This is a genomic window from Paenibacillus haidiansis, from assembly GCF_036553665.1.
GTDB classification, from domain to species: domain Bacteria; phylum Bacillota; class Bacilli; order Paenibacillales; family Paenibacillaceae; genus Fontibacillus; species Fontibacillus haidiansis.
Genome location: NZ_JAZHPZ010000010.1, coordinates 47,057 through 73,158, shown reverse-complemented (window position 1 = coordinate 73,158; position 26,102 = coordinate 47,057). Strand labels below are relative to the sequence as shown.

General features: G+C 49.8%; 20 protein-coding genes and 1 pseudogene. 18 read left to right on the top strand and 3 right to left on the bottom strand.

The window, feature by feature from the left end; genetic code table 11:
- Positions 1-148: 148 nt before the first annotated feature.
- Together V3851_RS18270 and V3851_RS18265 are read right to left on the bottom strand one after the other, a co-directional pair.
- Entirely contained in the window at positions 149-277 is a 129-nt protein-coding gene (locus V3851_RS18270; RefSeq protein WP_331847997.1) for a hypothetical protein, read from the bottom strand.
- Between the two features lie 29 nt (positions 278-306).
- Entirely contained in the window at positions 307-663 is a 357-nt protein-coding gene (locus V3851_RS18265; protein ID WP_331847996.1) for a sigma-70 RNA polymerase sigma factor region 4 domain-containing protein, read from the bottom strand.
- A 624-nt stretch (positions 664-1,287) separates the two neighbouring features.
- Between V3851_RS18265 and V3851_RS18260 the strand changes: the two genes are divergently transcribed.
- The 7 genes from V3851_RS18260 (at position 1,288) to V3851_RS18230 (ending at position 15,791) form a co-directional block, all read left to right on the top strand.
- Complete coding sequence (locus V3851_RS18260; protein WP_331847995.1) at positions 1,288-1,692, top strand: hypothetical protein; 405 nt, start codon at positions 1,288-1,290, stop codon at positions 1,690-1,692.
- A 125-nt stretch (positions 1,693-1,817) separates the two neighbouring features.
- Complete coding sequence (locus V3851_RS18255) at positions 1,818-9,035, top strand: HYR domain-containing protein (RefSeq protein WP_331847994.1); 7,218 nt, start codon at positions 1,818-1,820, stop codon at positions 9,033-9,035.
- 214 nt (positions 9,036-9,249) lie between these two features.
- Positions 9,250-9,516 (top strand): hypothetical protein, encoded by a 267-nt coding sequence (locus V3851_RS18250; protein ID WP_331847993.1) that lies wholly within the window; start codon positions 9,250-9,252, stop codon positions 9,514-9,516.
- A gap of 48 nt (positions 9,517-9,564) precedes the next feature.
- Complete coding sequence (locus V3851_RS18245; RefSeq protein WP_331847992.1) at positions 9,565-10,368, top strand: DUF1906 domain-containing protein; 804 nt, start codon at positions 9,565-9,567, stop codon at positions 10,366-10,368.
- 183 nt (positions 10,369-10,551) lie between these two features.
- The gene (locus V3851_RS18240) at positions 10,552-15,000 is read left to right on the top strand and encodes a phage tail family protein (RefSeq protein ID WP_331847991.1); all 4,449 of its coding nucleotides are present in this window, start codon (positions 10,552-10,554) and stop codon (positions 14,998-15,000) included.
- Positions 15,001-15,471 carry a hypothetical protein gene (locus V3851_RS18235; RefSeq protein WP_331847990.1) on the top strand — a complete coding sequence of 157 codons (471 nt, stop codon included), beginning with the start codon at positions 15,001-15,003 and terminating at the stop codon, positions 15,469-15,471.
- A 23-nt stretch (positions 15,472-15,494) separates the two neighbouring features.
- Positions 15,495-15,791 (top strand): hypothetical protein, encoded by a 297-nt coding sequence (locus tag V3851_RS18230; protein ID WP_414859332.1) that lies wholly within the window; start codon positions 15,495-15,497, stop codon positions 15,789-15,791.
- Between the two features lie 246 nt (positions 15,792-16,037).
- On the opposite strand, the gene V3851_RS18225 is transcribed toward V3851_RS18230, so the two are convergent.
- Positions 16,038-16,301 (bottom strand): hypothetical protein, encoded by a 264-nt coding sequence (locus tag V3851_RS18225; RefSeq protein WP_331847989.1) that lies wholly within the window; start codon positions 16,299-16,301, stop codon positions 16,038-16,040.
- Here V3851_RS18225 and V3851_RS18220 point away from each other — a divergent pair.
- The 11 genes and pseudogenes from V3851_RS18220 to V3851_RS18170 all read left to right on the top strand — a co-directional run bounded on the left by V3851_RS18220 (position 16,269) and on the right by V3851_RS18170 (position 26,039).
- Positions 16,269-17,065: pseudogene (locus V3851_RS18220) on the top strand (polymorphic toxin type 15 domain-containing protein). The gene V3851_RS18225 and the pseudogene V3851_RS18220 overlap by 33 nt on opposite strands.
- Before the next feature lie 16 nt (positions 17,066-17,081).
- Positions 17,082-17,630 carry a T6SS immunity protein Tdi1 domain-containing protein gene (locus V3851_RS18215; protein ID WP_331847988.1) on the top strand — a complete coding sequence of 183 codons (549 nt, stop codon included), beginning with the start codon at positions 17,082-17,084 and terminating at the stop codon, positions 17,628-17,630.
- 260 nt (positions 17,631-17,890) lie between these two features.
- The gene (locus V3851_RS18210) at positions 17,891-18,343 is read left to right on the top strand and encodes a hypothetical protein (protein WP_331847987.1); all 453 of its coding nucleotides are present in this window, start codon (positions 17,891-17,893) and stop codon (positions 18,341-18,343) included.
- Between the two features lie 195 nt (positions 18,344-18,538).
- Positions 18,539-19,849, top strand: coding sequence for an AHH domain-containing protein (locus tag V3851_RS18205; RefSeq protein WP_331847986.1), 1,311 nt, complete (start codon positions 18,539-18,541; stop codon positions 19,847-19,849).
- A gap of 5 nt (positions 19,850-19,854) precedes the next feature.
- The gene (locus tag V3851_RS18200) at positions 19,855-20,355 is read left to right on the top strand and encodes an ankyrin repeat domain-containing protein (RefSeq protein ID WP_331847985.1); all 501 of its coding nucleotides are present in this window, start codon (positions 19,855-19,857) and stop codon (positions 20,353-20,355) included.
- Between the two features lie 333 nt (positions 20,356-20,688).
- Complete coding sequence (locus V3851_RS18195) at positions 20,689-21,276, top strand: hypothetical protein (RefSeq protein ID WP_331847984.1); 588 nt, start codon at positions 20,689-20,691, stop codon at positions 21,274-21,276.
- A gap of 110 nt (positions 21,277-21,386) precedes the next feature.
- Positions 21,387-21,677, top strand: coding sequence for a hypothetical protein (locus V3851_RS18190; protein WP_331847983.1), 291 nt, complete (start codon positions 21,387-21,389; stop codon positions 21,675-21,677).
- A gap of 255 nt (positions 21,678-21,932) precedes the next feature.
- Positions 21,933-22,451 (top strand): SecY-interacting protein Syd, encoded by a 519-nt coding sequence (locus V3851_RS18185; RefSeq protein ID WP_331847982.1) that lies wholly within the window; start codon positions 21,933-21,935, stop codon positions 22,449-22,451.
- Between the two features lie 84 nt (positions 22,452-22,535).
- On the top strand, positions 22,536-23,000 hold the full coding sequence (locus V3851_RS18180) for a hypothetical protein (RefSeq protein ID WP_331848094.1): 465 nt from the start codon (positions 22,536-22,538) through the stop codon (positions 22,998-23,000).
- 186 nt (positions 23,001-23,186) lie between these two features.
- Complete coding sequence (locus V3851_RS18175; RefSeq protein ID WP_331847981.1) at positions 23,187-25,463, top strand: ATP-binding protein; 2,277 nt, start codon at positions 23,187-23,189, stop codon at positions 25,461-25,463.
- A gap of 3 nt (positions 25,464-25,466) precedes the next feature.
- Entirely contained in the window at positions 25,467-26,039 is a 573-nt protein-coding gene (locus V3851_RS18170; protein WP_331847980.1) for a Pvc16 family protein, read from the top strand.
- Positions 26,040-26,102: the final 63 nt, after the last annotated feature.

Genomic DNA, 26,102 nt, shown 5'->3' with positions numbered 1-26,102 from the left:
ATGATTAGAGATGGGCAATAGATCGTCGGCAAAGGGACCGTAGATCCCGGAAGTGTGACCCAGCCGGCATATGAAGTCCCCTCCAGCGAAGCGAATCCGCCCACTGGAGGGGATTGTTTTTTAATTAAGATGACGTAAGAATAAGGACTTATAAATTCTCATGGACGATATTGATTAACTCGATTCGTAAAGTCTGAATGGCTTCTTCTTTGGGCAGCATGATGAATTTGGACAAATACTCGATATCCCCCGCGAATAAGTTTAAAATCTCCTCCATCGATTCTTTATCGCCGCTCTGGGCTCTACTTACGGTTTGGCTGAAATAGTGAGGCTTTGCTTCAACAATTCTAACCCCTTCCGTTTCCATTTACTGACCCCCTGTTGTGTTATTTTCAATTCGTCTGCTACCTCCTGCTCAGAAATTCCATCTATGACGGTTCTTTGAATGATGTACTTGCTCTTCTCCCAAGGAATGACTTCAAGAAGTTGGTCGACATAAATTTTGGAAAGCACGTGGGCTTCGAAGCTGTTGTCATACACCTGATAATCGAGAAAAGGATTGCATTCCCTGACCTGCTGCATTCGAGTCTTATATTGAATTCTCCATGCTGCCCTTTTCAAAAGCTTTCTGCACGTTTCTACCGTTTCATCCCGATTCTCCATATCGAAATCCTCCATATTAAGTGAATAGTTCTAAATGATTAAAGGCAACGAACTGTGAGAATGAAGGCAAAGCAATTTCTACGAATCGAATCTATTGCACTAGGAAAACTTATGCCGAGATGGAGTGAACATGAAGCGGGAACCAAGGTTACCGCTCAATACACCTGGCTGATTTCATTCGATTACTCCTTCCCCTGGGTTTAGTTTTTCTTGCGGGGCGCCCGTCAGGTTGAGCCGCAGCGCGCCACGTACTCCTTCTACTGCACATGCTGCTTAGGCAATTGTGATAACCGAAGCATCAGCATCTATCACTTCTTGTTGCACAACCTAGATTTTCTCTCTATATATAGATAGTAAAAAAAACCATAGATTACACAACCAAGAAAAGGAGCAAGTCCCTTGAAAAGATAATTTCAGGGTATTTGGAACGAGTTTTGTTATTGGAAGTTGTGAAAACAGGCTTTGATTTACCATATTTTTCAGAGTGAAGGTGCAAGCATAGAATCGAATCTGTAATCAAAATCTATTTCTCGCAATTGAACATGAGATCTAGCAATTAGTGTTTTAGAGTTGAGTTTTCCATTATTTGGTCATTGGTGAGTGTTTCTTATGGGAGGTGTTTCTATGAAGGAGTACGTATCGAGTGAAATCATCCATACGTTCATCGAATTCATGCTGATTCCGATTTTAGGCGTGCTTACCAAGCTGCTAATCTCCTTATGCAAAAGCAAAATTCGAGAAATGGAGCAGAAAATAAAGCATAAATCGGTGCAGAAGGTATTGGGAATGGCGGAGAACGCTATCGAAACGGCCGTGGTTTCGGTCAATCAAACCTTTGTCGATACGATGAAAAAGAAAGGAACCTTCAATGAGGCGGCAGTAGCGGAGTCCTTCCGGATGGCTAAGGAAAAAGCTGCGGCTTTGATCGGACAAGCATCCATGGAAATCATCGCAGAGGTATTTGCGGATTCGGAAGCATGGTTGGATAGCAAAATCGAATATTACGTCAACCGGACGAAAAGATCGTAAAGCGGTACGAGTTGTAAAAAGGATGCCTCACTTACCTTTGATAGTGAAAGGAGGTCTTTGCATGAGAAGAAGCAGTGCAAACAGTTACGATCAGGTCAACACAAAAAAAGATAGGAGAGTGTAGAATGAAACGGATCAAACCAAGAGTTGCCATACTTGTATGTCTTGTTTTGCTGGCACAACTGATCTTTCCGGTCGGATGGCTTGCCGAATCGAGTCAGGCAAATGCGGCGAGCCCTGCCAACGGGAAGGGTGAAATTCTTCACGATTCCGCCATCGGCGCCGATACGTCGGTCGATGCTTCGGCGAGCCAGCCTGCGGCGGCAACGGAAGCCGCCATCGGTACCGACGAAGTTCTGGGCACGATTATTCGTACCCCATCGGGAGTAACGCCGAATGACGAGATGTTAAGCGATCCCGTAACGGGGACGCTTAGTGCGGTGTCCCCGCTGCTGCAGCAAATGAAATTATCCCAAGCCACCTCGGTCATACCGGGCGGACGGGGCTATATGACCCCGCAGGTCGTAGTGGTCAAAGATTTGGCCGGGAACCCTTTGGCGGGTGTTCCCGTCACCTTCGAGGCCGTCCTTGACAATTCCATAACCGTTGTCATGAGAGGCTTGAACAGCAACGTGATTACGGTGCTGACGGACGCCAACGGATATGCCTCGGCAGCCAATACGAACGCGGCCTATTTAGGTGAAGGATATCAGGTGTATTCACAGACCCCTACACTCGTTAAGACCTTGGATTTGAAGGCAACGGTACAGGGCTTGACTCCCGTCACCTTCAAGGTTGAAATCGGAACCTTCGGTTCTAACCTGACGGATAAGACGCCTCCGACGATAACCGCAAGCGCGAAGGATGACACGGGGGCCGGCTACACCGCCGGCACATGGACGAACCGTTCGGTGACGGTACATTATACGGCGACGGATACGCTGTCTGCCATCAAGTACTGTACGCCGGACCAGGTGTTTGCCACGGAAGGAGCGGGACAAACTGCTACGGGCAAAGCCATTGACAGCGCAGCTACCAGCGATGATGACAAAAACCATTATTCGACCGTTACCTTCGGTCCGATTAACATCGACAAATCGGCGCCGGTAACGACGGTCACCGGAGCACCGGCCCAAGGCGCTTGGAGCCGCAGCCCGGTAAGCCTTCAGTTTCAGGCGACGGATACATTGTCCGGAGTCCAGTCCATCGACTATAAGCTAGGGGACGATGCACCGGTAATTACGACGGGAAGCTCGGCTGCCGTTGAGATCGGTACGGAAGGAATCACCAATGTCAGCTATTGGGCCGTTGACAAAACGGGAAATGCGGAAGCGGCCAAAACGCTGGCGGTGAAAATCGATACAACCGTCCCGACGCTGACAAGCCAGTTTGTTCCCGATAAGAATGCCAATGGATGGAACAACTCGGATGTTGCCGTTACGCTGACGGCCGCCGACGCCAGCTCGGGCGTGAAGGAAATCCATTATAAGATCGGGGAGCACGGCACGGAGCAGGTCGTAAACGGTGCGACTGCCACCTTTTCCGCTGCCGCCGAGGGAATCATGCCCGTTTCCTACTGGGCCGTTGATGCGGCGGGGAATACATCCCCGGTTCGGACAACCGAGGTGAAGATCGATAAGACGAATCCGGTCATTACGCCGCCGGCGGATAAAACCGTTGAAGCAACGGCCGTGCTCACCCCCGTGGATATCGGCACGGCAACGGTGCAGGACGTAAGTGTCCAGGATGTCCAATTGACGAACGACGCGCCTGGCGCTTTTCCCATCGGGACGACGACCGTGAAATGGACGGCTAAGGACCCTGTAGGGAATATTTCGACACAGGTTCAAAAAATCACGGTAAAGGATACGACGAAGCCGGTACTTACCGTGCCGGGCGACATCGTGGTGGAAGCTACCGCCTTGAGAACGCCTATTGCGCTGGGCGGAGCGGTCGCTACGGATATCTTCCCGGTCACCGTGTTCTATGACGCGCCGGAGGATTTCCCGGTGGGAACAACCAAGGTAAAATGGACGGCTACGGATCCGAACGGAAATGAAGTTGTGGCATACCAGAATGTGACCGTTGTTGACTCCAAGAAGCCGCTGCTGGTAGCGCCTGCCGATATCACTGTGGAAGCCACGGGCAGAAGAACGCCGGTTGAGATCGGAACGGCGACGGCGTCGGATATCTTCGGAGTTACCGTAACGAATAACGCGCCACAGGATTATCCTGTAGGAACGACCAAGGTAGTGTGGAAGGCAACGGATGAGAACGGCAATGTTGCCTTGGCCGAGCAGTTGGTTACCATTGCGGACACCACCAAGCCCGTATTGGAGATCCCGGAGGATATTACCGTTGAGGCTACGGCAATAAGAACGGCGCTGGACATCGGACAAGCAAAGGCAACGGATTTATTCGATGTAATCATTACGAACAATGCGCCAGAGGATTATCCGGTAGGTATCACGAAGGTGCTGTGGACAGCGAAGGACGAAAATGGCAACGTTACGACACTGGAGCAGAAGATTACCGTAACGGACAAGACCCTTCCGGTACTGATCGCACCCAAGGACATCGTCATGGAAGCAACGGGCATAAAAACGGCTGTAGATTTGGGGCAACCGACGGCCACGGATATTTTCCCCGTGACGGTAACCCATAACGCGCCGGACAGTTTTTCTATCGGTAAAACGGTAGTCACTTGGACGGCCACGGATGAGAACGGCAATGTGGTGAAGCAATATCAGAATATAACGATTGCAGACACGACGAAGCCGCTGTTGACAGTACCGGGAGACAAGACGGTAGAGGCGACGGCGGTGAGAACGCCGGTGAATATCGGACAACCTGCGGTATCCGACATTTTCCCTGTGACGGTGACGAACGATGCCCCTGCGGACTTTCCGCTGGGAACGACGGTAGTCACTTGGACGGCCATCGACGAGAACGGCAATAGGGTAACGGGAACCCAGAACATCACCGTGGTGGATACGACGAAGCCGGTGGTGAAGGTTCCGGCGGATATTCAGGTGGAGGCAACGGGAATTCGGACGCCGGTGAATATCGGGGAACCATGGTTCACGGATATTTTCCCGGTAATGGTGACGAACGATGCCCCTGAGGATTTTCCGATAGGCATTACTAAGGTAACCTGGAAAATCTGGGATCCCAGCGGCAATACAGTCATTGTGGTACAGAAGGTAACCGTGGTGGATACCACCCAGCCGGCCCTGCACCTTCCGCCGGATGTAACCGTGGAGGCTACGGCCGTAAGAACGCCCGTGAACATCGGCCAGGCAACGGCCACGGACCTGTTCAAGGTGACCATCACCAACGACGCGCCTGAGGATTATCCGGTAGGCACTACGAAAGTCACGTGGACCGCTGCGGATGAGAACGGAAATAAACTGTCCGGTACCCAAAACGTGACCGTAACCGATACGACGGCACCGGTACTTACGGTTCCGGAGGATATCCGGGTAGAGGCCACGTCGGTGTCGACGGTAATCGATGATATCGGGCAAGGTACGGCCACGGATATTTTCCCGGTGACCATTACCAATAACGCCCCGGAAGCTTATCCTTTGGGCAAGACGACGGTTACTTGGAAAGCGACGGATGCTAACGGAAATATCAGCACCGGCGCGCAAACCATCACGGTAGTGGATACGACGGCACCGGGCTATGAAGAGCCGGCGGAAGTGACGGTGGAAGCCACCGGGAATAGAACCGCTGTAACTTTGACGCAGCCTGCGGTTACAGATATTTACAAAATCATCAAGATCAGCAATGATGCGCCTGAGGATTATCCTATCGGTACGACCGTTGTCACCTGGACGTTCACCGATGAGAACGGAAATACATCGACGGCATCTCAGAAGGTAACCATTGTCGATACGACCCAGCCGGTCCTTACGATTCCCGGCGATATGACGGTGGAGGCGACGGAGGTGTTGTCGCCGGTATCCATCGGTACCGCTACGGCCACGGATCTGTTTGACGTGACGGTATCCAATGATGCTCCCGAAGCTTATCCCATCGGCACCACCAAGGTGGCCTGGAAGGCTACGGATGCGAACGGCAACGAGTCCGTTAAAGTGCAAAACATCACCGTAGTGGATACGACGAAGCCGGAGCTGACGATTCCCGCCGATATGACGGTGGAAGCGACGGCAGTCAGATCTATCGTAAATATCGGTGATGCGGTGGCCACGGATATTTTCCCGACCACGGTTACCAATGATGCTCCGGAGGATTATCCGATCGGCGTAACCAAAGTAATCTGGAAGGCAAAGGACAATAACGGCAATGAAGTGGTCAAAGTCCAGACTGTTACGGTAGTGGATACCACTGGGCCGGAGTTGACGGTTCCATGGGATCTGTCCGTGGAAGCCACGGCGGTAACGACGCCGGTAACCATTGGCCTTGCCGAGGCAAGTGATATTTTCCCGGTTACCGTAACGAATGATGCCCCGGCGGCCTATCCGGTCGGCACGACGAAGGTAACCTGGATAGCGACGGATGCGAACGGAAATGTGACGACGAAGGTACAGAGCATTACCGTTGCAGATACGACGAAGCCGGTTCTTGCGGTTTCGGACGATGTGACGGTAGAGGCTACGGCCGTAAGAACTCCGGTAGAGATCGGACAGGCGACGGCGAGTGATATTTTCCAAGTCGACATTATCCATGATGCCCCGGAGGATTATCCGATCGGTACGACCCAAATCACTTGGACGGCGACCGATGAGAACGGTAATGTCAGCACCGGAACGCAAAACATTACCGTTGTGGACACGACCAAACCGGAGCTGACGGTTCCGTCGGATCTGACCGTGGAAGCGACGGCGGTAAGAACGCCGGTTGCCATCGGCACAGCGACGGCTACGGATATCTTCCCAATCACTGTTACCAACAACGCCCCGGAGGATTATCCATTGGGTACGACGGAAGTGATATGGAAGGCGAAGGACGAAAACGGAAACGAAATTACCAAGATTCAGCGGATTACGGTCATCGACACGACGAAGCCTGCGATGCATTTTACAGGTTCCTTGAATTTGATGATTGAAGCAACAGCTTTGAATACGCCTGTGGAACTGGAGATTCCTGGAGTGACGGATATTTTCCCGGTCATCCTTTCCAGCGATGCACCCGGCGTTGAAGGTCCTGTTACGGAACAGGGACATATCACAACCCATCTTCCGTTAGGAACGACAAAAATCAAGTGGACCGCGCAGGATATCAGCGGGAATACGACGATTGGCATTGTCACGGTAACCATCATCGACACGACGAAACCGGAGCTGAAGGTACCGGCGGATATCACATTGGAAGCAACGGCGGTAAGAACCCCCGTAGAGATCGGCCAAGCTACGGCCACGGATATTTATCCCGTGACTGTAACCAGCGATGCCCCGGAAGACTATCCGGCGGGAACGACGGTAGTGACCTGGACGGCCACGGATGCCAATGGCAATGTGCGTACAGGAGTACAGAAGATCACCGTCGTGGATACGACGAAGCCGATCCTTACGCTTCCAAAGGACGTAACGGTAGAGGCAACGGCGGTCCAATCGATTGTCGAGATCGGCCAAGCTACGGCCACGGATATTTTCCCGGTGACTGTGATCAGTGACGCGCCAGCCGATTATCCGGTGGGAACCACCGAAGTGACTTGGACGGCAACGGATACCCACGGTAATATCAGCACCGGTGTGCAGACCGTGACCGTAGAGGATACGACGAAGCCGATCCTTACACTTCCAAAAGACGTGAAAGTAGAGGCAACGGCGGTCCAATCGATCGTCGAGATCGGACAAGCCACGGCCACGGATATTTTCCCGGTGACCATCACCAGTGACGCACCTGCCGATTATCCGGTAGGAACCACCGAAGTGACTTGGACGGCAACGGATACCCATGGTAATGTCAGCACCGGTGTGCAAACCGTAACGGTGGAGGACACGACGAAGCCGATCCTTACGCTTCCAAAGGACGTAACGGTAGAGGCGACGGCAGTTCAATCGGTCGTCGAGATCGGACAGGCCACGGCGACGGATATTTTCCCGGTGACAATCACCAGTGACGCGCCAGCCGATTATCCGGTAGGAACCACCGAGGTGACTTGGACGGCCACGGATACCCACGGTAATGTCAGCACCGGTGTGCAAACCGTGACGGTGGAGGATACGACGAAGCCGATCCTTACGCTTCCAAAGGACGTAACGGTAGAGGCAACGGCGGTTCAATCGATCGTTGAGATCGGCGAAGCCACGGTTATGGATATTTTCCCGGTGACCATCACCAGTGACGCGCCTGCCGATTATCCGGTAGGAACCACCGAAGTGACTTGGACGGCCACGGATGCCCATGGTAATGTCAGCACCGGAGTACAAACGGTGACGGTGGAGGATACGACGAAGCCTGTCCTGTCCCTGCCGGCCAACAAAACCGTGGAAGCCACAGCCGTAAGAACCGTGGTGGACATCGGTAAGGCCACGGCCACGGATATTTTCCCAGTGATCGTAACCAATGACGGACCGGCAGACTATCCGTTGGGAACGACCCAGGTCACCTGGAAGGCGACGGATGAGAGCGGAAATGTCAGCACCGGCGTGCAAACCGTGACGGTAGTGGATACGACGCCGCCTGTTCTGAAAGCACCTGCGGATATCACCGTAGTGGGAACGGGGACGAAAACCCAAGTCGATCTTGGCCAAGCGACGGTTACGGATATCTTCGGAACAACCGTGACCCATGATGCTCCGGCAGACGGATTCCCATTGGGTAAAACGGTCGTAACCTGGACGGCTGCGGATGCGAACGGCAACATTTCCACAGCGGTTCAAAATGTGACGGTGATCCAGTGGGTGAAGGTGCAGGCTTATAACGGCGTTCGAACCGCGTATACCAATACGATTGAGCCAAGGATCTTAATTGAAAACATCAGTACCAAACCGATCAATTTATCCGATCTGAAGATCAGATATTACTACACGATCGATGGAGAAAAAAACCAATCTTATAGCATTGACTATGGAAATGTGAGTGATTCCGCCGGCAACAGGAATATCAAGAACAGCATCTCGGCCAGCTTCCATAAGATAACCGGCAATACAAACAGTGATTATTACGTGGAACTCAGCTTCTCCGGCACGGCGGGAACCCTGAAGCCCGGCGGATCGGTACAGGTTCAACTGAAGTTCTGGAAGGGCCTCTTGTCTTATTACCAGCAGACTAATGACTATTCCTTCAACGGATCGGCAACGGATTATGCGAACAACTCCAAAATCACGGTTTACTCCGGCGGAACGCTGATTGCGGGAACAGAGCCGTAAATCAATCTTTTGTAAAAGTGTACAAAGCTGAATGAAGAGTGGTCCGGGCTGCGGTCTCTTTCGCGGATTGCAGCCCGGTCCTACTAAGAAAAACATGCAAGAATGCACTATAAAAAAAGAGATTACAGGCGGGTTGTAGTCTCTTTTTTAATCTTGGAGTTGATAGGACCATATGAATCATCTGCCTGAGGACAAAACACACCGGGGGTGCTTTATGCCTGATGAAATGAACGAAATTTTGCAGCGGCTGACCAGGGTCGAAACGAAGCTCGACATGATGAATTCCGCGCGGGATATTGCCCAGGAGGCAATGCAAGGCAGCAAGGCGGCACATCAACGGCTGGACGAACAGCGGGATGAAATATCCGCACTCAAGGCCAAGCTGGTGGAAAGCCAGAGATGGTTAATCGGAACAATGATCAGCAGCGCCGGTCTGTTTATTGCCGCGGGGGGGCTGCTGCTAAAGATGATGGGTAAGTAACGGACCGAACAGAGATTTATTATATTACGTGAAAAGAGGGAAGACAGGATGGCGAAAGGATTTGATTGCGCGACCCCATTGACCCATATATCTGCAAAACAGTTTCGGGCGGACGGTTTTGAGTTTGTATGCCGCTATTTGGTGCCGTCGGGATGGAAACGCCTTACGAAAAAGGAGGCCGGGGATATCAGTGCCGCAGGTCTGAAGATAGTCTCCGTATTCGAAACAACGGCCAGCCGTGCCTTAGGGGGGCGGACCGCGGGATTGAACGACGGGCGAATCGCCATAGAAACCGCTGCGGTTGTTGGACAACCGAAAGGAAGCCGGATTTATTTTGCCGTGGATTTCGATGCGACTGCATCCCAGATGGACAAGGTATTGGAATATATTAAGGCAGCCAGGGAAACGGCAACGGCTCAAGGATATACGGCGGGCGTATATGGAAGTGCAGCGGTCGTGGAAGCGGCCATGAAGGCGCAGGCGTGTACCGGGTTTTGGCAGACCTATGCCTGGAGCCGGGGACGCAAGGTGGAAGGGATCCATATTTATCAATATGATAACGGGCCGAAGGGTTTGGGCAAATTGCTGAATAACGTCAATGTCGACCTGGATATAGCGAGCGGGAATGTAGGATGGTGGGACACGCTATCCCGGCCTGAGGTCCAAAACCCTTTAAAGCCCGGAGAAACACAGGAGGTGAAAGAGAGAATGTTGAATAAGGAAGATGCGAATAAAGTGATCGGCTTTTTGAAGGCGGCCTATGAAGCGGTAGAGCAGCGGGAGGCCCGGGAAGAACTCCACCGATTGGCCAATGAGCTTCGGAAGGCATCGGGACAGGTTGAAGAAAACTAGAGTAGCCTATGTAACGGATCGGGATCTTCGGAAGAATTCGAGGATAGCGGGAGACAGGTTCATTGTGATGTTTTTTCATCATGATGGGCCTTTTTTTGTTCTTTTCCGGCAATCCGGCTGTGAAATCCCCTTTGAAAATACCTTTATTTATGTAACGACATATCAAAGGGAAGTGAATTTCATATGCAAACGAGGATCGCAGAGCAAAAACCATCCGTAACCTCTGCTCCGGCCAGTAAGCGTGCTGCTCAAACCTCGGCCGCCAAGGCCGAGAAAAAGCCTGCCGCCATGACTGCCGCCGAGCTAAAGAGACTCATAGACCGCGTACTGGCTAACCCGGATTCCGTAACCCGGGCCGAGTACGCCATGTTGGTGAAAACCATGGGTTACCGCAGCGTTCAGAAGCTGCTGGTTGAAGGAAAGCAACGCCAAAACCAAGAGAAACTACTGCAACTAAAGGAAGTGGAACGAACCGTTCAAGCGGAAGCCGTGGATAAGGAAAATCCGCAGCAGAAAGAAGAAAAGCCTGTTCGGGAACAGGGACAACAGGGGAAGACGGAGCTGGCGGGGCAGGCGGTGAAACAGGAACAGGAGAGACAGAAATACACTGAAGAGCAGGAACTAATACAGCAGGAAGAACCGCAAAAGCAGGCGGATCAGCGTGACAGCGACAATAAGGCTAGTGACGTGAAAGGCGCGACGAGTGAGCAGCGCGGCCAGGATCAAGCGGCTCAAGCTGCGGCGGCTGGTGCCCATACGGGGGCTGGTGCGAAACCGCAGGCGGACAAGGAGCCGCAGCCTGTTGAGCCGCCGGTGTCCTACGCCGCGGTTGAAGGCAAAGCTGCGGAAGCAGCGCTTGCGCCGAAGCCGGCGTCGGGCGGCAAAGTCATGGCGCAGCACGCCGATGCGGAGCAAGCTGCAGCCGCAACGGAGGCGGCGCCTTCCGCGAGCGCGAAGGCACCGCGCCAAGCGGAAGCTGCGCCCGGCGCCGACGCGGCTGGCGAAGCCAAGGCGGGGGCATCCGCCGCGAAGGAGGCTGGCGGCCACGATACCGCTGCGCCTGAAGCCGCAGCCGTTGCCGCCGCGGCTGCGCCGAAGGAAGCCGTCAAGGCTCCGGCCATCCATATCAAGGGCGAGAACCCCGGCGCTATACTCGAGCAGCTTGGCAGCATCCGCCCAACAGAGATGGTCAATGCTTTCTCCAGCGCCGTATCCGTGTCCGGGGGCGCGCTGGAGAAGCAGCGCCGTCAGGCGGAGGCGGTCCTGCCCCGCATCCCCGCGCCCACCGGGCTTCCCGCCGGGCATGGAAACGGGGAGCATAGCGCCGCCGCTGCGGCCGTGGCGAACCGCCAGCCGAAGCATGGAGAGCTCTCCCGTTTCAACAGCGAAAAACAAGGCGGCGCCGCCAATCACGGCTTGCCCGGCAGCTTCCCCTCCGGATCGGAGAAGGAAGACGATCCGGATGAGATTATGGACCAGGCGCGGGAATTCGCCTCCCATGCGCCTGGCATCAGCCTGACCGGGGAAGCGGACCCGTCCCAGCTGTCCGGCTTCCAAAGCGAAGCGGGCCGGCATGTTCAAGGGGCCAAGAAGGCCGAACTGGCCCAGACCCAGCAGGACTTCGGCGAGAACCGCATCGCGCCGAAGCGCGACTCCGCCGTCTTGAAGGCGACCCATGCCCTGCGGGCTGCGGCCCATCCGGCGATTTCGGTGAAGAAGACGCCGGGCTATGCTCCGGAGATCGCCTCCCGCATCAACCCCGACATGCAGTCTATGCTGCACGGCTTCATGGAAAGCCGGAAGGACGAGTATAACAAGGGCAAGGCCCATTTCGATACCGGCATGACCAGCGCCAAGAGCGAGACCCAGGCCCATATCGAGGGCCTGAAGTCGGAAGCCAAGGAAAAGCAGCGGCATGAGCAGGCGGCAGCCAAAGCGGAAGTGCAGGGGTACCGCGACCAGTGGAAGAGCGAGATCAACGACGCCACGGCAGAGTACGACCGGGAGGCTGGCGCCGCCTCGGCCGAGAAGCGCCGGGACATCGACAACATTAAGAAAGAGAAGGAAGGCGAAGTCAAGAAGACCCTGTCCGAAGCGGAAAAGGACGCCGCGAAGGAAGTCAAATCCGCGAAGAAAGACGCGGATGAGAAGAAGAAGGAAGGCGAAAAGGACGAACGGAACGGCTTGCAGAAGGCTTGGGGTTGGATCAAGGACAAAGCCAACCAGGCCATCGAGGGCCTCAAGAAAGCCGTCAACTTCATCTTCACCCAGTTGCGTAAAGCCGTCAAAACCATTTTCGAGAAAGCAAAGGCCGTCGTCGTCTCCCTCATCGAAAAGGGTCGTCAGCTCATTGTGAAGGCGATTCAGGGACTCGGCAAAGTGCTGAAGGGCCTGGTGAACAAAGTGTTCGCGAAGTTTCCGGGGATCGCCAAGCGCATCTGCGGCCTGATCGACCGGGCCGTAAACAAGGCCATCCAAGCCGTCAACAAAGCGGCGGACCTGCTGAAGAAAGGCGTCACCGTTGCACTCAATGCCATGGCGAAGACCTTCGACACGCTGCTGGCAGGCGTACAGACTTTATATAACAAAGTGCTGAACGGCATTAAGACCTTCCTGAACAGCGACTTCAAGGCCATGTTCGGCAAACTCCTGGAAGCCGCAGAAATCGCTGCTGAAATCGCCCTGGCCTTTGCTACGGGAGGCGGCAGCGTGCTGCTGCAAATCGTCAAGTGGCTGGCCACCACCCTGCCCCAGTTGTTCCGCAAGGCGACCGCCGTCATGGGCTTCGTCAATACCCTGCGGAACCTGAAGATCCAGGATCTGAAGCAGTTCCTGAGCGCGTCGGGTGTAGGCGGCTATCTGGTGAAGGGCCTCTTCGGCGAGTTGAAGCCGCTGCCCGTAGCCGAAGTCAAGGACGACGACGGCAAGAAAGAAGACGCGGGAGGCAGGGAAGAGAAAGGTCTCATGAAGGTGTTCCAGCTCCTCATGGGCGTGTTTAAGACACTGCAAGGCGCCTTCGGCAAAGTGGCGGGAGCCATCAATAAGGTGCTGCCTGCCATGAACATCTCCGTGAAGCCGTGGTTCAACCCGTTCAGCATGATCTATGCGGGCGTGATGACGGCCCTGGAGGCCATCCAAAACCCGGGCCAAGCCCTAAACGAGGGTACGGCTAAGCTGAAGGAAGCCGCAGGCAGCTTCTTCAAGGGCATCAAGACCAAGGTGACCGAAACCGCCGGCAGTATCAAAGAGAAGGTGGCCATCCTCGGCCAGCCGGCCCTGCTCATGAAGACCATTGCCAACAAGGCGGTGGACATGGTGCTGAACTTCATCATCACCCACCCGCCGTCAGCTCTCATCAAGGCCGTGTTCAAGGGCATCGAGGCGGTCGCGGGCAAATCCATCGTGGAGCTGGTACGCCAGTATATCCCCTTTGCGGATAAGCTGTTCGACAAGATCGCCGCGTCCGGCCCGGTCCAAGGCCTCATGAAGCCGCTGGAGCAGCCGGTGCAGCAGGTCGGCGGCATGATCGACCAGGTGACCGACGGTGCCACCGGTATGGTTGACGATGCCGAGCAGAAGACCGGCTCCTTCCTGGGAAGCGGCAGCAAGCTGCTGACGGAACTGTCCGGTGGCAGCCCGGCGGGTCCCGGCCAGGAAGGCGCCAAAGCCCAAGGCCCAGGCCAAGGCGGCAAAGGCGGCGCTAAAGAATCCGCCGAGGGTGAAGGTGGAGATTTCCTCGGCACCGTCAAGAGCGGCATCCACGTCCGCCTGCTCTCCATCGGTAAACAGCTGCTTCAATCGGGCAAGAAGCTTGTCCTCGCCGGAGCGGACAAGGCCAAGGACTTTATCACCGGGCTCATGGTGCGGTTCAACATCAAGGGTGAGAGTCATAAGCTGTGGATCGAGAAGCAGGGCAGCCGCAATGTAGTTATGATGGCAAGCACGCCGGAAGAGTTATCCAGGAAAATAAAGGAATTTGAAGAACAATCGCGAACATTAGAAGATAAGGCCCAAAAAGAATCGATAGCGCGTAAAATTGTAGAGTTAAAGCAGCAGTTGAAAGTACTCGAGGCTTCGCCCGATTCCAATAAAGCGCAATCTCAGCTTCAACAAACGAGTGAACTTGTATCGACAATAAGCACGACCCTTATGGAGCAGAAAGAGGCTGCGGGAGTAAGTGAAGTTGATAAGGGGACGGGTCAAGCTCCAATAGAAAAGAAATCTCTTCCTGAATGGCTAAAAAAGAGATTTCAAGAAGGAGAAGAGTTTAATAAGGCGAATCGTCCAAGGTATGAGTCTAATGAAGTAGAGGTAATTATTGATGGTAAAAAATATAGGGTTGATTCGTATAATCCTGGCAAAGAGATTGTTTCCCGTAAATATACTCAATTATCCGAGATAAATGAAAAAACAGGTATAGGTTACCTTAATGAATTTAAGAAGAAGTATTCGGCTGGCACTGAAATATCAGATAGCCCCTTTAATCCTACTAAGCTAAAAGGTAAACGTCTTGACGGTGAGTTAATACTAGAAGTGCCTGTACAGAATAAGCCTATCCCTCAGTCAGTTCTTGACGCTGCTACTGAAAAAGGAATTACTATACGTGATGTTACAGGAAAGGAGTATAACTAGATGAATTTATCGTTATCGTATTGTACCAAATGGTCGCTTAACAAGAAGCGTCCTTGGAAAGAGATAGACGAAGAAACTGCTCGTAAGTGCCATATTAACCGTGAACCTTATAGCGCCGTACTAAGTAAGGATGAACAACCACTGTATATTATTGATATAGCTAATGAATGGGTATCGGTGATTTTTTTGGATGAGGTACTCCGACCGTATCTGCGCTATGATTTCAAAGAAGTTAAGACTGCAAAACTCTTTTTAAGAGGGGGGTACTTCTGGGAATACGAAGGAACGAGTGATAAAGAAATTGCTCGAAAGATATTTAGATTTGAAGAAAACGGGTATAGTTTGCTTGCAGACGACAACTTTATAACTGAAGAAAGTAAAGAAGTTGAAACTTACGGAAGTGTAGATTCAAATTGGGAAGACTATCCTGAGTTCGGTGATTACGTTTATCTTTGCAAAGAAGAAAGATAATAAGGATAAGAAGGTCATCGAACTTGAGAATAGCGCGAGGCACTTTATTGCTCAGAGAGTCGGTTGAGGAAAAAGTAGAACGAATCGAATATGATGGTCAAACCGATAACGAAATAAACAGTTTAGTTATTGGCTTTCGAGAAGATGGTGGCTATATAGCCATGCAAAAGAGAGATTTTAAAATGGGTTCTGTTGAGGTGAGGAACGTGAGGCTAAAGATACCCTTGAAAAGAATTGGGATGTTTTCCCTGTATTTGGTCAATATCATCATTTGTGCCGAGAGGAGAGATAGATTTTTGGGGCTACCCAATGTCGAATGACGTCATCATTCAACCAGTAACACATATAACCCATATAACCCATATAACCCATATAACCCATACAACCCACATACGTATAAAGATTTTTCCATTTCTATTGTATGCACATCAATTTGCTGTTATCAAGAAATCACCCCCAGGCATTAACGGAGTAGTTTTCACCTCCATTAAGGCCTTTTCTTTTTGCACATTAGTACAAAAATTTCCCCAGGAGCGGCAGCAAGTTGCTAACGGAGCCTTCCGACGTCAGCGAAGGCGGGCCCAGGCCAGGAAGGCGCCAAAGCCCAAGGCCCAGGCCAAGGCGGCAAAGACGGCGCCAAGGAATCCGCCGAGGGTGAAGGAGGAGACTTCCTCGGCACCGTCAAGAGCGGCATCCACGTCCGCCTGCTCTCCATCGGTAAACGGCTGCTGCTCCAGTCGGGCAAGAAGCTTGTGCTTGCCGGAGCGGATAAGGCTAAGGATTTTATCACCGGGCTCATGGTACGGTTCAACATCAAGGGCGAGAGCCACAAGCTGTGGATCGAGAAGCAGGGCAACCGTAATGTGGTCATGATGGCGAGTACGCCTGAAAAATTACGTAAGAAATTAGAGGACTATGAAGTACTAGCGCAGAATATATCTGACAATACAAAAAAAGGAAAAATTATCGAAACAATTAATCGGTTAAGGCAAGAATTAACGTCTCTTGAAGTATTGGTCGATACCAAGCAGGTTCAAACTAAACTCCGTGAAATTGCCGTTCACGTATCAAAAGTAGGCGTAGAGATTAAAGAAGGAGATGGTATAAAAAGAATACCCCAAATTGTAATTATGTTTAAGAGAAATCCTAATCATGATGCGACGGAATTTGATAGACAAATAAAAGGACAAGAAAAAGGACTGAATTTACTTACCGTATATGAATTTCTTCATAACAGAGACAGATATATAGAGCAAGGAAGAGCACCTGAAGGAAACGCTGCACAACAAGAGAAAAGGCCTATCTAGATAAAGTAGAAGAGTTAAGGATAAACCAAAAGTTGTCACGTAAAGAAGCGGAAAATCAAGCTTCCGAGTGGATTAAAGGACAAGCTGCTTTACACAATCCTGACCAAATTGCAGGTGGGGATCCACTTGATATTACTGGGATGGGGGATACCAGAATTAACTCTTCATTAGGTTCTCAGTGGAAAAATAAAGCTGATGGGCTTGATAAGCATGTAAGAGGTGCCTCAGAAAAGATGACAGAAACCGAAAAAAAATCTGTTCTGTTAAATGTGAAACTAACATTCTAATTGTGAGGTGACGACTTTGTCAGAAAAAATTCTGATTGATTTCAAGTTCCAGGAAAGCACTCCCGATGATGTCATTAAAAATTACACAGGGGCTGTACCTGAAAGTTTACTCGAGGTTTGGAAACAGTACGGTTTTGGGAGTTTTTTAGGAGGCTATCTAAAAGTTGTCAATCCAGATATTTTTCAACCGATATTGAAGGACGTATATGTTCGTCATAAGGATGCCCTTGTTCTATTTACGACATCAATGGGAGATATTATTGTTTGGGAAGATAATAAATATCTGATTCAACTCAATTTTAGAAGAGGAAAAATTAAAGGTATATCTTCAGGTTTTACGTTTTTCTTTTCGGATTTAGAGGATGAATCATTCTTGGAAGAAAACCTAGACTGGCTTCCTTATCCGGAAGCGGTTCAAAAGCTTGGCGAACCAGGATATGAAGAGTGTTTTGCATTTACACCTATTCTCGCATTAGGCGGTTCGGAGAAGCTGGAAAACTTAAATAAAGTCAAACTGGTAGAGCATATCTATTTTATGAAAGAAGTTATAGGTCCTATTGAGTAAAAACTATTGAATAACCTTGACCAACTACGGGTTCATTGTGATGGTGTTACCATCATAATGAACTTTTGTTTTTTCAATTTCCTACCTAACCTACCCCAGCTGTTCCGCAAGGCGCCGTCATGGGCTTTGTCAATACCCTGCGGAGGATCTGAGCAAGTTTTGGAGATAACTGCTAGTAATAAGACTTATAGTGGCCTTCAAGAGTATATCAATTTAGCTAAGAAATATAATATTGAGATTAAATTTACGGAGGAATAATTATGATGGACAAAGAAATACAAAAGGCTTTTCGGCTAAGTAATTCTTCAGATAGGTATTTACGACTCTCTGAAAAATATCAGGTCGCTGTAAAAGAGCAATTTGAAAATATTGAAAACGAAAGGGTTTTAGAAATACTTAATACGTTGGGCTTCAAAGCGACATATAATAAAAAGGAAAACTTCTTTAAATTAGCTTCAAAAGAACAAAACTTTAAATTTCAGTTGAATATTTCATTAAAGTATGGAGAAGTAGATTTAATTTGGTGCGTGTGGAGAGGTAAAGAATTGCTTGAAGGCTCACCGTTAGGTGTTCTTGTGAAATGGGATATAAGTACAGATAAACAAATATTTCGCCCAACTTTTAGAAGCTATGAAGAGCTGGAGAAGTTACTAAATGAGGCGATACACATGTTTAATGATTTTAAGGTAGCAGTTTTGAATGTATATAAATGATAAAAGCAATGAATGAGTAAGTATCAGTTCCTTTAATAGCCTTGATCAACTTAGGTTCATTACTGATGGTAACACCATCAGTAATGAACCTTTTTTCAATCTCTACCCATCCAAAACCCGGGCCAAGCTCTGAACGAGGGTACGGCCAAGCTGAAGGAAGCCGCAGGCAGCTTCTTCAAGGGCATCAAGACCAAGGTGACCGAAACCGCCGGCAGCATCAAAGAGAAGGTAGCCATCCTCGGCAAGCCGGCCCTGCTCATGAAGACCATTGCCAACAAGGCGGTGGACATGGTGCTGAACTTCATCATCACCCACCCGCCTTCAGCTCTCATCAAGGCCGTGTTCAAGGGCATCGAGGCGGTCGCGGGCAAATCCATCGTGGAGCTGGTACGCCAGTATATCCCCTTTGCGGATAAGCTGTTCGACAAGATCGCCGCGTCCGGCCCGGTCCAAGGCCTCATGAAGCCGCTGGAGCAGCCGGTGCAACAGGTCGGCGGCATGATCGACCAGGTGACCGACGGTGCCACCGGTATGGTGGACGATGCCGAGCAGAAGGCCGGCTCCTTCCTGAGCAATGGCAGCAAGCTGCTGACGGAACTGTCCGGTGCAAGCGCGGCGGGTCCAGGCCAGGAAGGCGCCAAAGCCCAAGGCCCAGGCCAAGGCGGCAAAGGCGGCGCTAAAGAATCCGCCGAGGGTGAAGGCGGAGACTTTCTCGGCACCGTCAAGAGCGGCATCCACGTCCGCCTGCTCTCCATCGGTAAACGGCTGCTGCTCCAGTCGGGCAAGAAGCTTGTGCTTGCCGGAGCGGATAAGGCTAAAGATTTTGTCGCCGGACTGATGGTACAGTTCAACATTGCAAACGAAAGCCACAAATTGTGGATTGAGAAACAAGGCAACCGCAATGTGGTCATGATGGCAAGTACGCCAGAAAAATTACGCAAGAAATTAGAGGATTATAGCACGCAAGCGCAGAATATTGATGATAATGCAAAAAAAGGAAATATTGTTGATTGTATCGAACGTCTGAATCAAGAAATTACGAAGATAGAAGCGTTATCGGATACGAAAGAGGCAAAAATAAAACTTAAGGAACTAAGTAAAGAAGTATCAAAAGTTGGTACAACTATTAAATTTGAGGTAAAAGGATTTAGTGATTTTGATTTTGGTAAACACCTAAGAAGTTTAATTGGTGATCCGCCTAGTGGAATGGTTGACCCTCATGCACATCACATTCTGTTTAAAGAGGGTCACGGGGAAGCGCAAAAAGCATTAGTTAAGAAAGGACAGGAATTGCTGCGAAGATATAATATAGATCCGATATTTGGTAAAGAAAACTTGATTTGGGCTCCGAATCGAATCAAGGGTCAGCATGCTAAATTGGCACTTCAAAATGTTGTTGAGCAACTAATCGAGGTGGAAAATATGGGTGGTTCTCCTGAACGAATTCGCACGAATCTAATAAAGAAGCTGAATGAATTAGGAGAATTGGCCGCAAGGAGGACATGATGATTATGGAGTTAAAGGAAATCATTAACGAAATGCTTGATGCGATCGACGAAGAGGATATAAAAAAAGTGACACAGGCAGTTAACAAACACGAAAATCTAATAATGGTGCAAACACCATTTGGGACTTTGCTCCATTATGCTTCTTCCGAAGGAAAGCTTGAAATGGTAAAGCATCTTATAGCCTTAGGTTCCGATGTGAATCGCCACGGGGGGACCTTTGATAGTGGAGCGATAAATTATGCAGCTTCCGAGGGACATATTGAAATCGTTAAGTATTTATTGTCTGTTGGTGCTGAGCTTGATGTAAGCGAGCCACAAAGGAATCCGTTATTTGCCGCGATTCATAAGGGACATGTGGAAATTGCAAAGTTGTTAATTAGAAGCGGCATTGATACAACTGTAAGCTATACCGGAGAAACTATGAAAGATATGAATGCACTTGCCTTTGCAAAGGAATGGGGGCAGATGGAAATCGCAGCTTTATTAGAGGGAAGCTCAAAGTAATTCTTTATCTTATTTAAGGGGATTACCTTAGTAGATAAGCTTCTCTGGTATCGTCAAACGCACCTACGGCCCCATCAAATGTGCCGTCGACAAAGCGGTTCTCGTAAAAGCTTCTTCCGCCAGTATATTCTGGAAGGTAAACTTTATAGAGGAATCAATGATCAGGTCATCACGGAGTTTTTATCTCCGTTAAGGCCTTTTCTTTTTACCATATGGCGGGAGCCATCAACAAGGTGCTGCCTGCCATGAACATCACCGGGAAGCCCATAAGAATGATAGATCTACTTATTGAGGCCGCTAAGAAAAATTTAGAATGAAATGAGGTGACGCTCAATGGATGCAGACAATAAAAAAAGTTCTATCCCGTCTGAAAAAGTTAAATTATTTGAAGTTGTAAAGAATCAGACGCTTTGCAAGTTGATAAGATTCAGCTGGTGGGAGAGTAGTGATGCAATGGAACAATGTGAAATAGCCCAAGAGGACGTTTTCTCACTAACCGCTGGGCCGGTGTTAATGTATTTTCAATCAGGGTTAGTAGTAGGGGCAGCCAGTGACCCCGCACAGAATTCGGTTATAATATGGGTTGAAAGGGATGATACAGGCTACGTAACTGACGAGCCTATCGAAAATGATACTGATCTCTATACGATTAGTGCCTTGGATAATCAATATAGCAATTCTTATTGGAGTCAGATTGTAGGGCAGAATATAAAGATGGTTAATATCATTAAACGTGATCCTCAAAATGCTTTGCTCGCTGAGCTGCAGAATGAGGTCGGTGTTGAGATGATTATGGGTAATGGGAATAAGTTTATACTGTCGCATGGGCTTCACAATAATTCAGATGATTTTTCAGTGATAACAGAGTCATATATTGACAGAAGACTTCTAGAGAATTTAAGGTGGGAGAATGTGGTTTAGTTTATTTCAAACACTTGATAAACTTTCAAAAGCTCTTTCTTACTTGAATTATGAGTAGGAATGAGCTTTCTTTGTATGCCCAAAATCAAAGTTTAAGATGGAGGTGTAATATGGACAGTCAGGATAAAGCAAAAGCATTAGATAGGACGATAAATCATGAGACCTATATTGCAAGAATGAATAATGATGAATTAATTGCTGTCATTAACAGATTAGAGGATTTTGATGAAGTTACTACTGCTCTAACAGAACTTTCTATAAGGGATAAGGAATTAGCAGGACCTCCTTGTCTTAAAATACTCGAGGAAAGTTTGGGAGACGAGTTTCTCCAAGCGGTGGCTTTTCATTTGCTTTATGAATTTGACAATGAGAAAGCTAAAAGGGTTATAACAAAAAAATAATAGGTGCACCTACAGCATTGTTAGGAGCAATGATGGACAGTTTATCAGCAGATAGTTTACAACCATTTGGAGAGTCGCTTTCATACGAGTTTCTAAATGCAATTGTAAGAAGATATTTATAATACCGCGACTCTAATAAGACACGTATCCTTGAAAATTATGAATGGTTCAAGGAGTCTTATGAAGACAAACTCATGTAGTATACTTTTATCTGCCGCCTGCCGCCACCTATAGAATAGGGAGAGTGAGGATAACATGAAACACGCTCTTGAGCAGCACTTTGAAAGAAAATATGCAAGATGGAAAGCTTATAAAAATACTCTGCCAATGATAGGTTGGGATGAGGATGTATCAACGTTTATGTATGTTGGAGATGTAAATAGTGAGGGGTACGTACAGTGGAAAGCTATTGAAAAAGACGAAGTTTATGATTTTAGGCAAATACAAGATGATCTTCATTTTAACTTAAATACTGACATTAAAAATTATTTTAATTCATTTTGGTTTCTGGAATTAACAGGGGAATGCAAGGGCTATAGCATAATCCTCGAACCTGTTGTTCCTGGAATCGGATTAGGGGATTTTCTTCGTAATCTGGAGGAGTATTCCGCTAATCATAATCATCAACTTACACATATACCTATTGGATTCGAAGCAAATGGTTCAGTCGTTGTAGTTCATAATGAAACAGGAAAAATTTTTGTTGAGGATCATGAAACGGAAAAATTTGAAGAGATAGCAAAAAGTCTAGAGGAGTTAATTGATCAGCTGTAATGAAGGCGGGCTAGGGAAATAAGAGTCTGAACTGTCAAATAATCCGTTTAATCCGAATGTTCTGAAAGGCGGGCAACTTAATTGATGCAAATGTACTATTGTGACGAATGGTCAGACATTAAAAAGAAGCCATGGAACATTCTTGATGAATTGACTGCATCCCTATGTCATCAAAAGAAACAACAATACACAGCAGTATTATCTGAGGATGATAAACCTAAGTATATTATAGAAGTGACAAAAGATTGGGTTTCAGTAGGGTTTTATGATGATTTGATTCGTAAATATTTGAATTATGATTTTAAAGTTATGAGCGATGCTAAACTTTTCTTAAGAACAGCAATGTATTGGGAATATGATGGTCAAACCGATAACGAAATAAACAGTTTAATTTATGGCTTTCGAGAAGATGGCTATATAATCATGGAAAAGAGAGACTTAATAACGGGTTCTGTTGAGGAACGTGAGGCTAAAGATACCCTTGAAAAGAATTGGGATGTTTTCCCTGTATTTGGTCAATATCTTCATTTGTGCCGAGAGGAGAGGTAGTCTATTTGTTGGCACTACCCAGTGTGAACCAATCAACCCCAGGTCTTAACGGAGTTTTCGCCTCCGTTAAGGCCTTTTCTTTTTGCCCATTAGTACAAATATTTCTCCATATGTTCAGTTGTAAATCAACCGTTCCCGCTTCCTTATTATATGAAAGACAAAATGAGAATAAGGAAGCAACGAGCGATGAATAAAAAAACCAAAGTTACGATGCTGCCGACGATGGAGGCTTCTTCCGAGGGCGCCGTGAATGACGCGGCGCTGGCCTACGGTTCGAACCTGGAGTATCTGTCTGACGAACTGAGGAAGCTCGACCTGGCGATCAAGCTTCATTTCGCGAGAGAGCAGCTTTCCGATGGCGGCAATCCCCTTGCGGAAATTGCACTGCTGCAGGAGGACATCGGCGGATTCCTGGAAGGCTTGAGCTTGCTGGATGCAGCTGAGGGAGACCCGGCGCGATGGGAATCCGAGCTGCTCGAACAGGAGCGCCGGATCGAGGAGAGGATTCAGGCCAGCCTCCGTCAGGGAGTTCGCCTCATGCTGCCGCGAATGTCCAGGCGGTTACCCCTCGGCCCTTTGGAAAAGAGCATCATCATAGCCTGCCTTGCGCCGGAGCTGGATCGGAAATACGAACGGATCTATGCCTTCTTGCAAAATGATCTTTCCGCTAAGGCGCCCACGCCGGACTTTCTCTTTGCGCTGTTCGGACTCTCGGAGGAAGAGAGGATTCGCTCCCGGATCTTGTTTGATCCGGATGGGCCTTTGATGAAGTTCTCGATGGATCAAAGGGAAAAGTCATCTAACGGTTACACGCTAATAACAATGCCGTTAAAGCTGGATAACTGGGTGATCAGCTGCCTGCTCGGATTCCCGGTACTGGACGAACGCCTATTGAAGGTAGCGAAGAGAGCGGAACCGGAGGACCAAGAATATCCGGAACGGGGCCGATCCCATGAAGAGCTTGAAGAAAAGGCGATTCGTTTTATCCGGTATTTCGGACCCGCGGAGCCGGAGCCGGAACCGCTGTCCGCAAGCGTGCTGTTCTATTGCAGCGGTCCGGACGATCCGGCAAAGGCCGAGACGGCCGTGTCGGTTTGCCGCCGATTAAACCTGCCGCTTCTCTTCATCGATACGGAGAAGCTGCTGGACTCCGAAATGGAGTACCGGGACATGCTCCGGCTTCTACAGCGGCATGCGCTCATGGAACAATCGGCGCTTTGCTTTACCCGCTTCGACGCCATGGCCGGCGAGGACGGAAGAAACCGGCTCAAGGGCAGGCAGCTGATGGAAATGCTGCGGGAAGGGGTCCCGGTTACCTTCCTCCATGGACAAGCCCCATGGAACATGGCGGTGGACGGCACGGATGTCCATTTCGTGCAAATGGACTTTCCGTATCCGGACGATACGGCGCGCCGTGCCTATTGGAAATCCTGCGCGAAGAAGGTTCCCCTTTCCCCGAAGGCGGATCTGGAGGGGCTCTCCGGCAGCTTCCGGTTTACGGCCGGCCAGATCCGGTCGGCGCTGTCCGGAGGCGTGGACCTGGCGGTTTGGAACGCCGCCGGTGCCGCTAAAATCCGGGTGGAAGAGAAGGATCTGTACCAAGCCTGTTATTTTCAATCCAACCGGAACATCGAGTCCCTGGCCAGCAAGATCCATGCGGCCTACACCTGGGACATGCTGGTGCTTCCGAAGGACCAGATGAGCCAGCTCCGGGACATTTGCAATCAGGTGAAGTACCGCTCCGTCGTGTATGGGGACTGGGGGTTTGCTAAACGGCTTTCTCTCGGGAAGGGTTTGAATGTTCTTTTTTCCGGTCCTCCGGGCGCAGGGAAGACGATGGCGGCAGAGGTTATCGCCACCGAACTGGGCTTGGAGATCTACAAGGTCGACGTTTCCCAGATCGTCAGCAAGTACATCGGGGAAACGGAGAAGAACCTGTCCAAGATTTTCGACGAGGCGGAAACGTCCAACGCCATTCTGTTCTTCGACGAGGCGGACGCCCTATTCGGCAAGCGCTCCGAGGTGAAGGAAGCCCATGACCGCTATGCCAACGTGGAAATCAGCTATCTGCTTCAGAAGATGGAAGAGTATCAGGGCATTGTCATCCTTGCGACGAACCTGAACCAGAACCTGGATGAAGCGTTTCTGCGAAGGCTGCATTTCAAGGTGGAGTTTCCGTTCCCCGAGAAGGACCAGCGGGAGCGGATCTGGAGGGGAATGTTCCCGAAGGGAGCCCCGCTGGACGAGGACATGGACTTCGAATTCATGGCCGAGAAGTTCGTCATGGCCGGCGGCAATATCAAGAATATCGCCTTGAACGCGGCCTTTTACGCGGCCGAGGCCTCCTGCCCCATCGGCATGAAGCAGATCCTGATGGCGGCGAAGCGGGAATATGCGAAGCTGGGCAAGACCTTTTTGAAATCGGATTTCGAGCCGTATTCCACAAGGATGGAGGTGACGTAGGCCATGGCAATCGATACCGGTACAGTGATCAGAGACGTCAGTACCAGCTTGAAGACGCTTTTGAAAGCCCGGATTCCCGAACTGAACGACGACAGCTTTATCAGCTTCGGTTCACCCAGTGATATCGACACGTCGACGATCAAGCTCTCCATGTGTCTGTACTACCTGAGCCACAGTCCGAGCATGCGAAACAGTGAACGTGAGGAGATGGAGGGCACCGACCAGTTCCAATATCCGCCCGCTTATCTGGATCTCTACTACTTAATGACTCCCTATGCGAAGGACAGGGAAACCGAGCTTCTTTTGCTAGGAAGAATATTCCAATTATTTCATGAGCATCCGGTGTTGAGCGACACCGACCTAAAGGGAAACCTGGAGGCTTGCGGCAACGAAAAAATCAGAATTTCCTACAATAATCTGACCATCCAGGATATCAAGCAGCTGTGGGAGGTTTTTCCCGGAAAGCCTGCCAAGGTCAGTCTGTCTTATCTCGTGTCTCCCGTAAGGCTGCCGGCGGATAAGATCATGACGATACCGAGGGTTCAGGAAAGAAATCTGGGAGTTCATCCAATATAAAACACCGATCCTATGCTTGTTTTGGCTTGGAAAGGAGTGATTCATGGGAGGGAGGTATTCGGT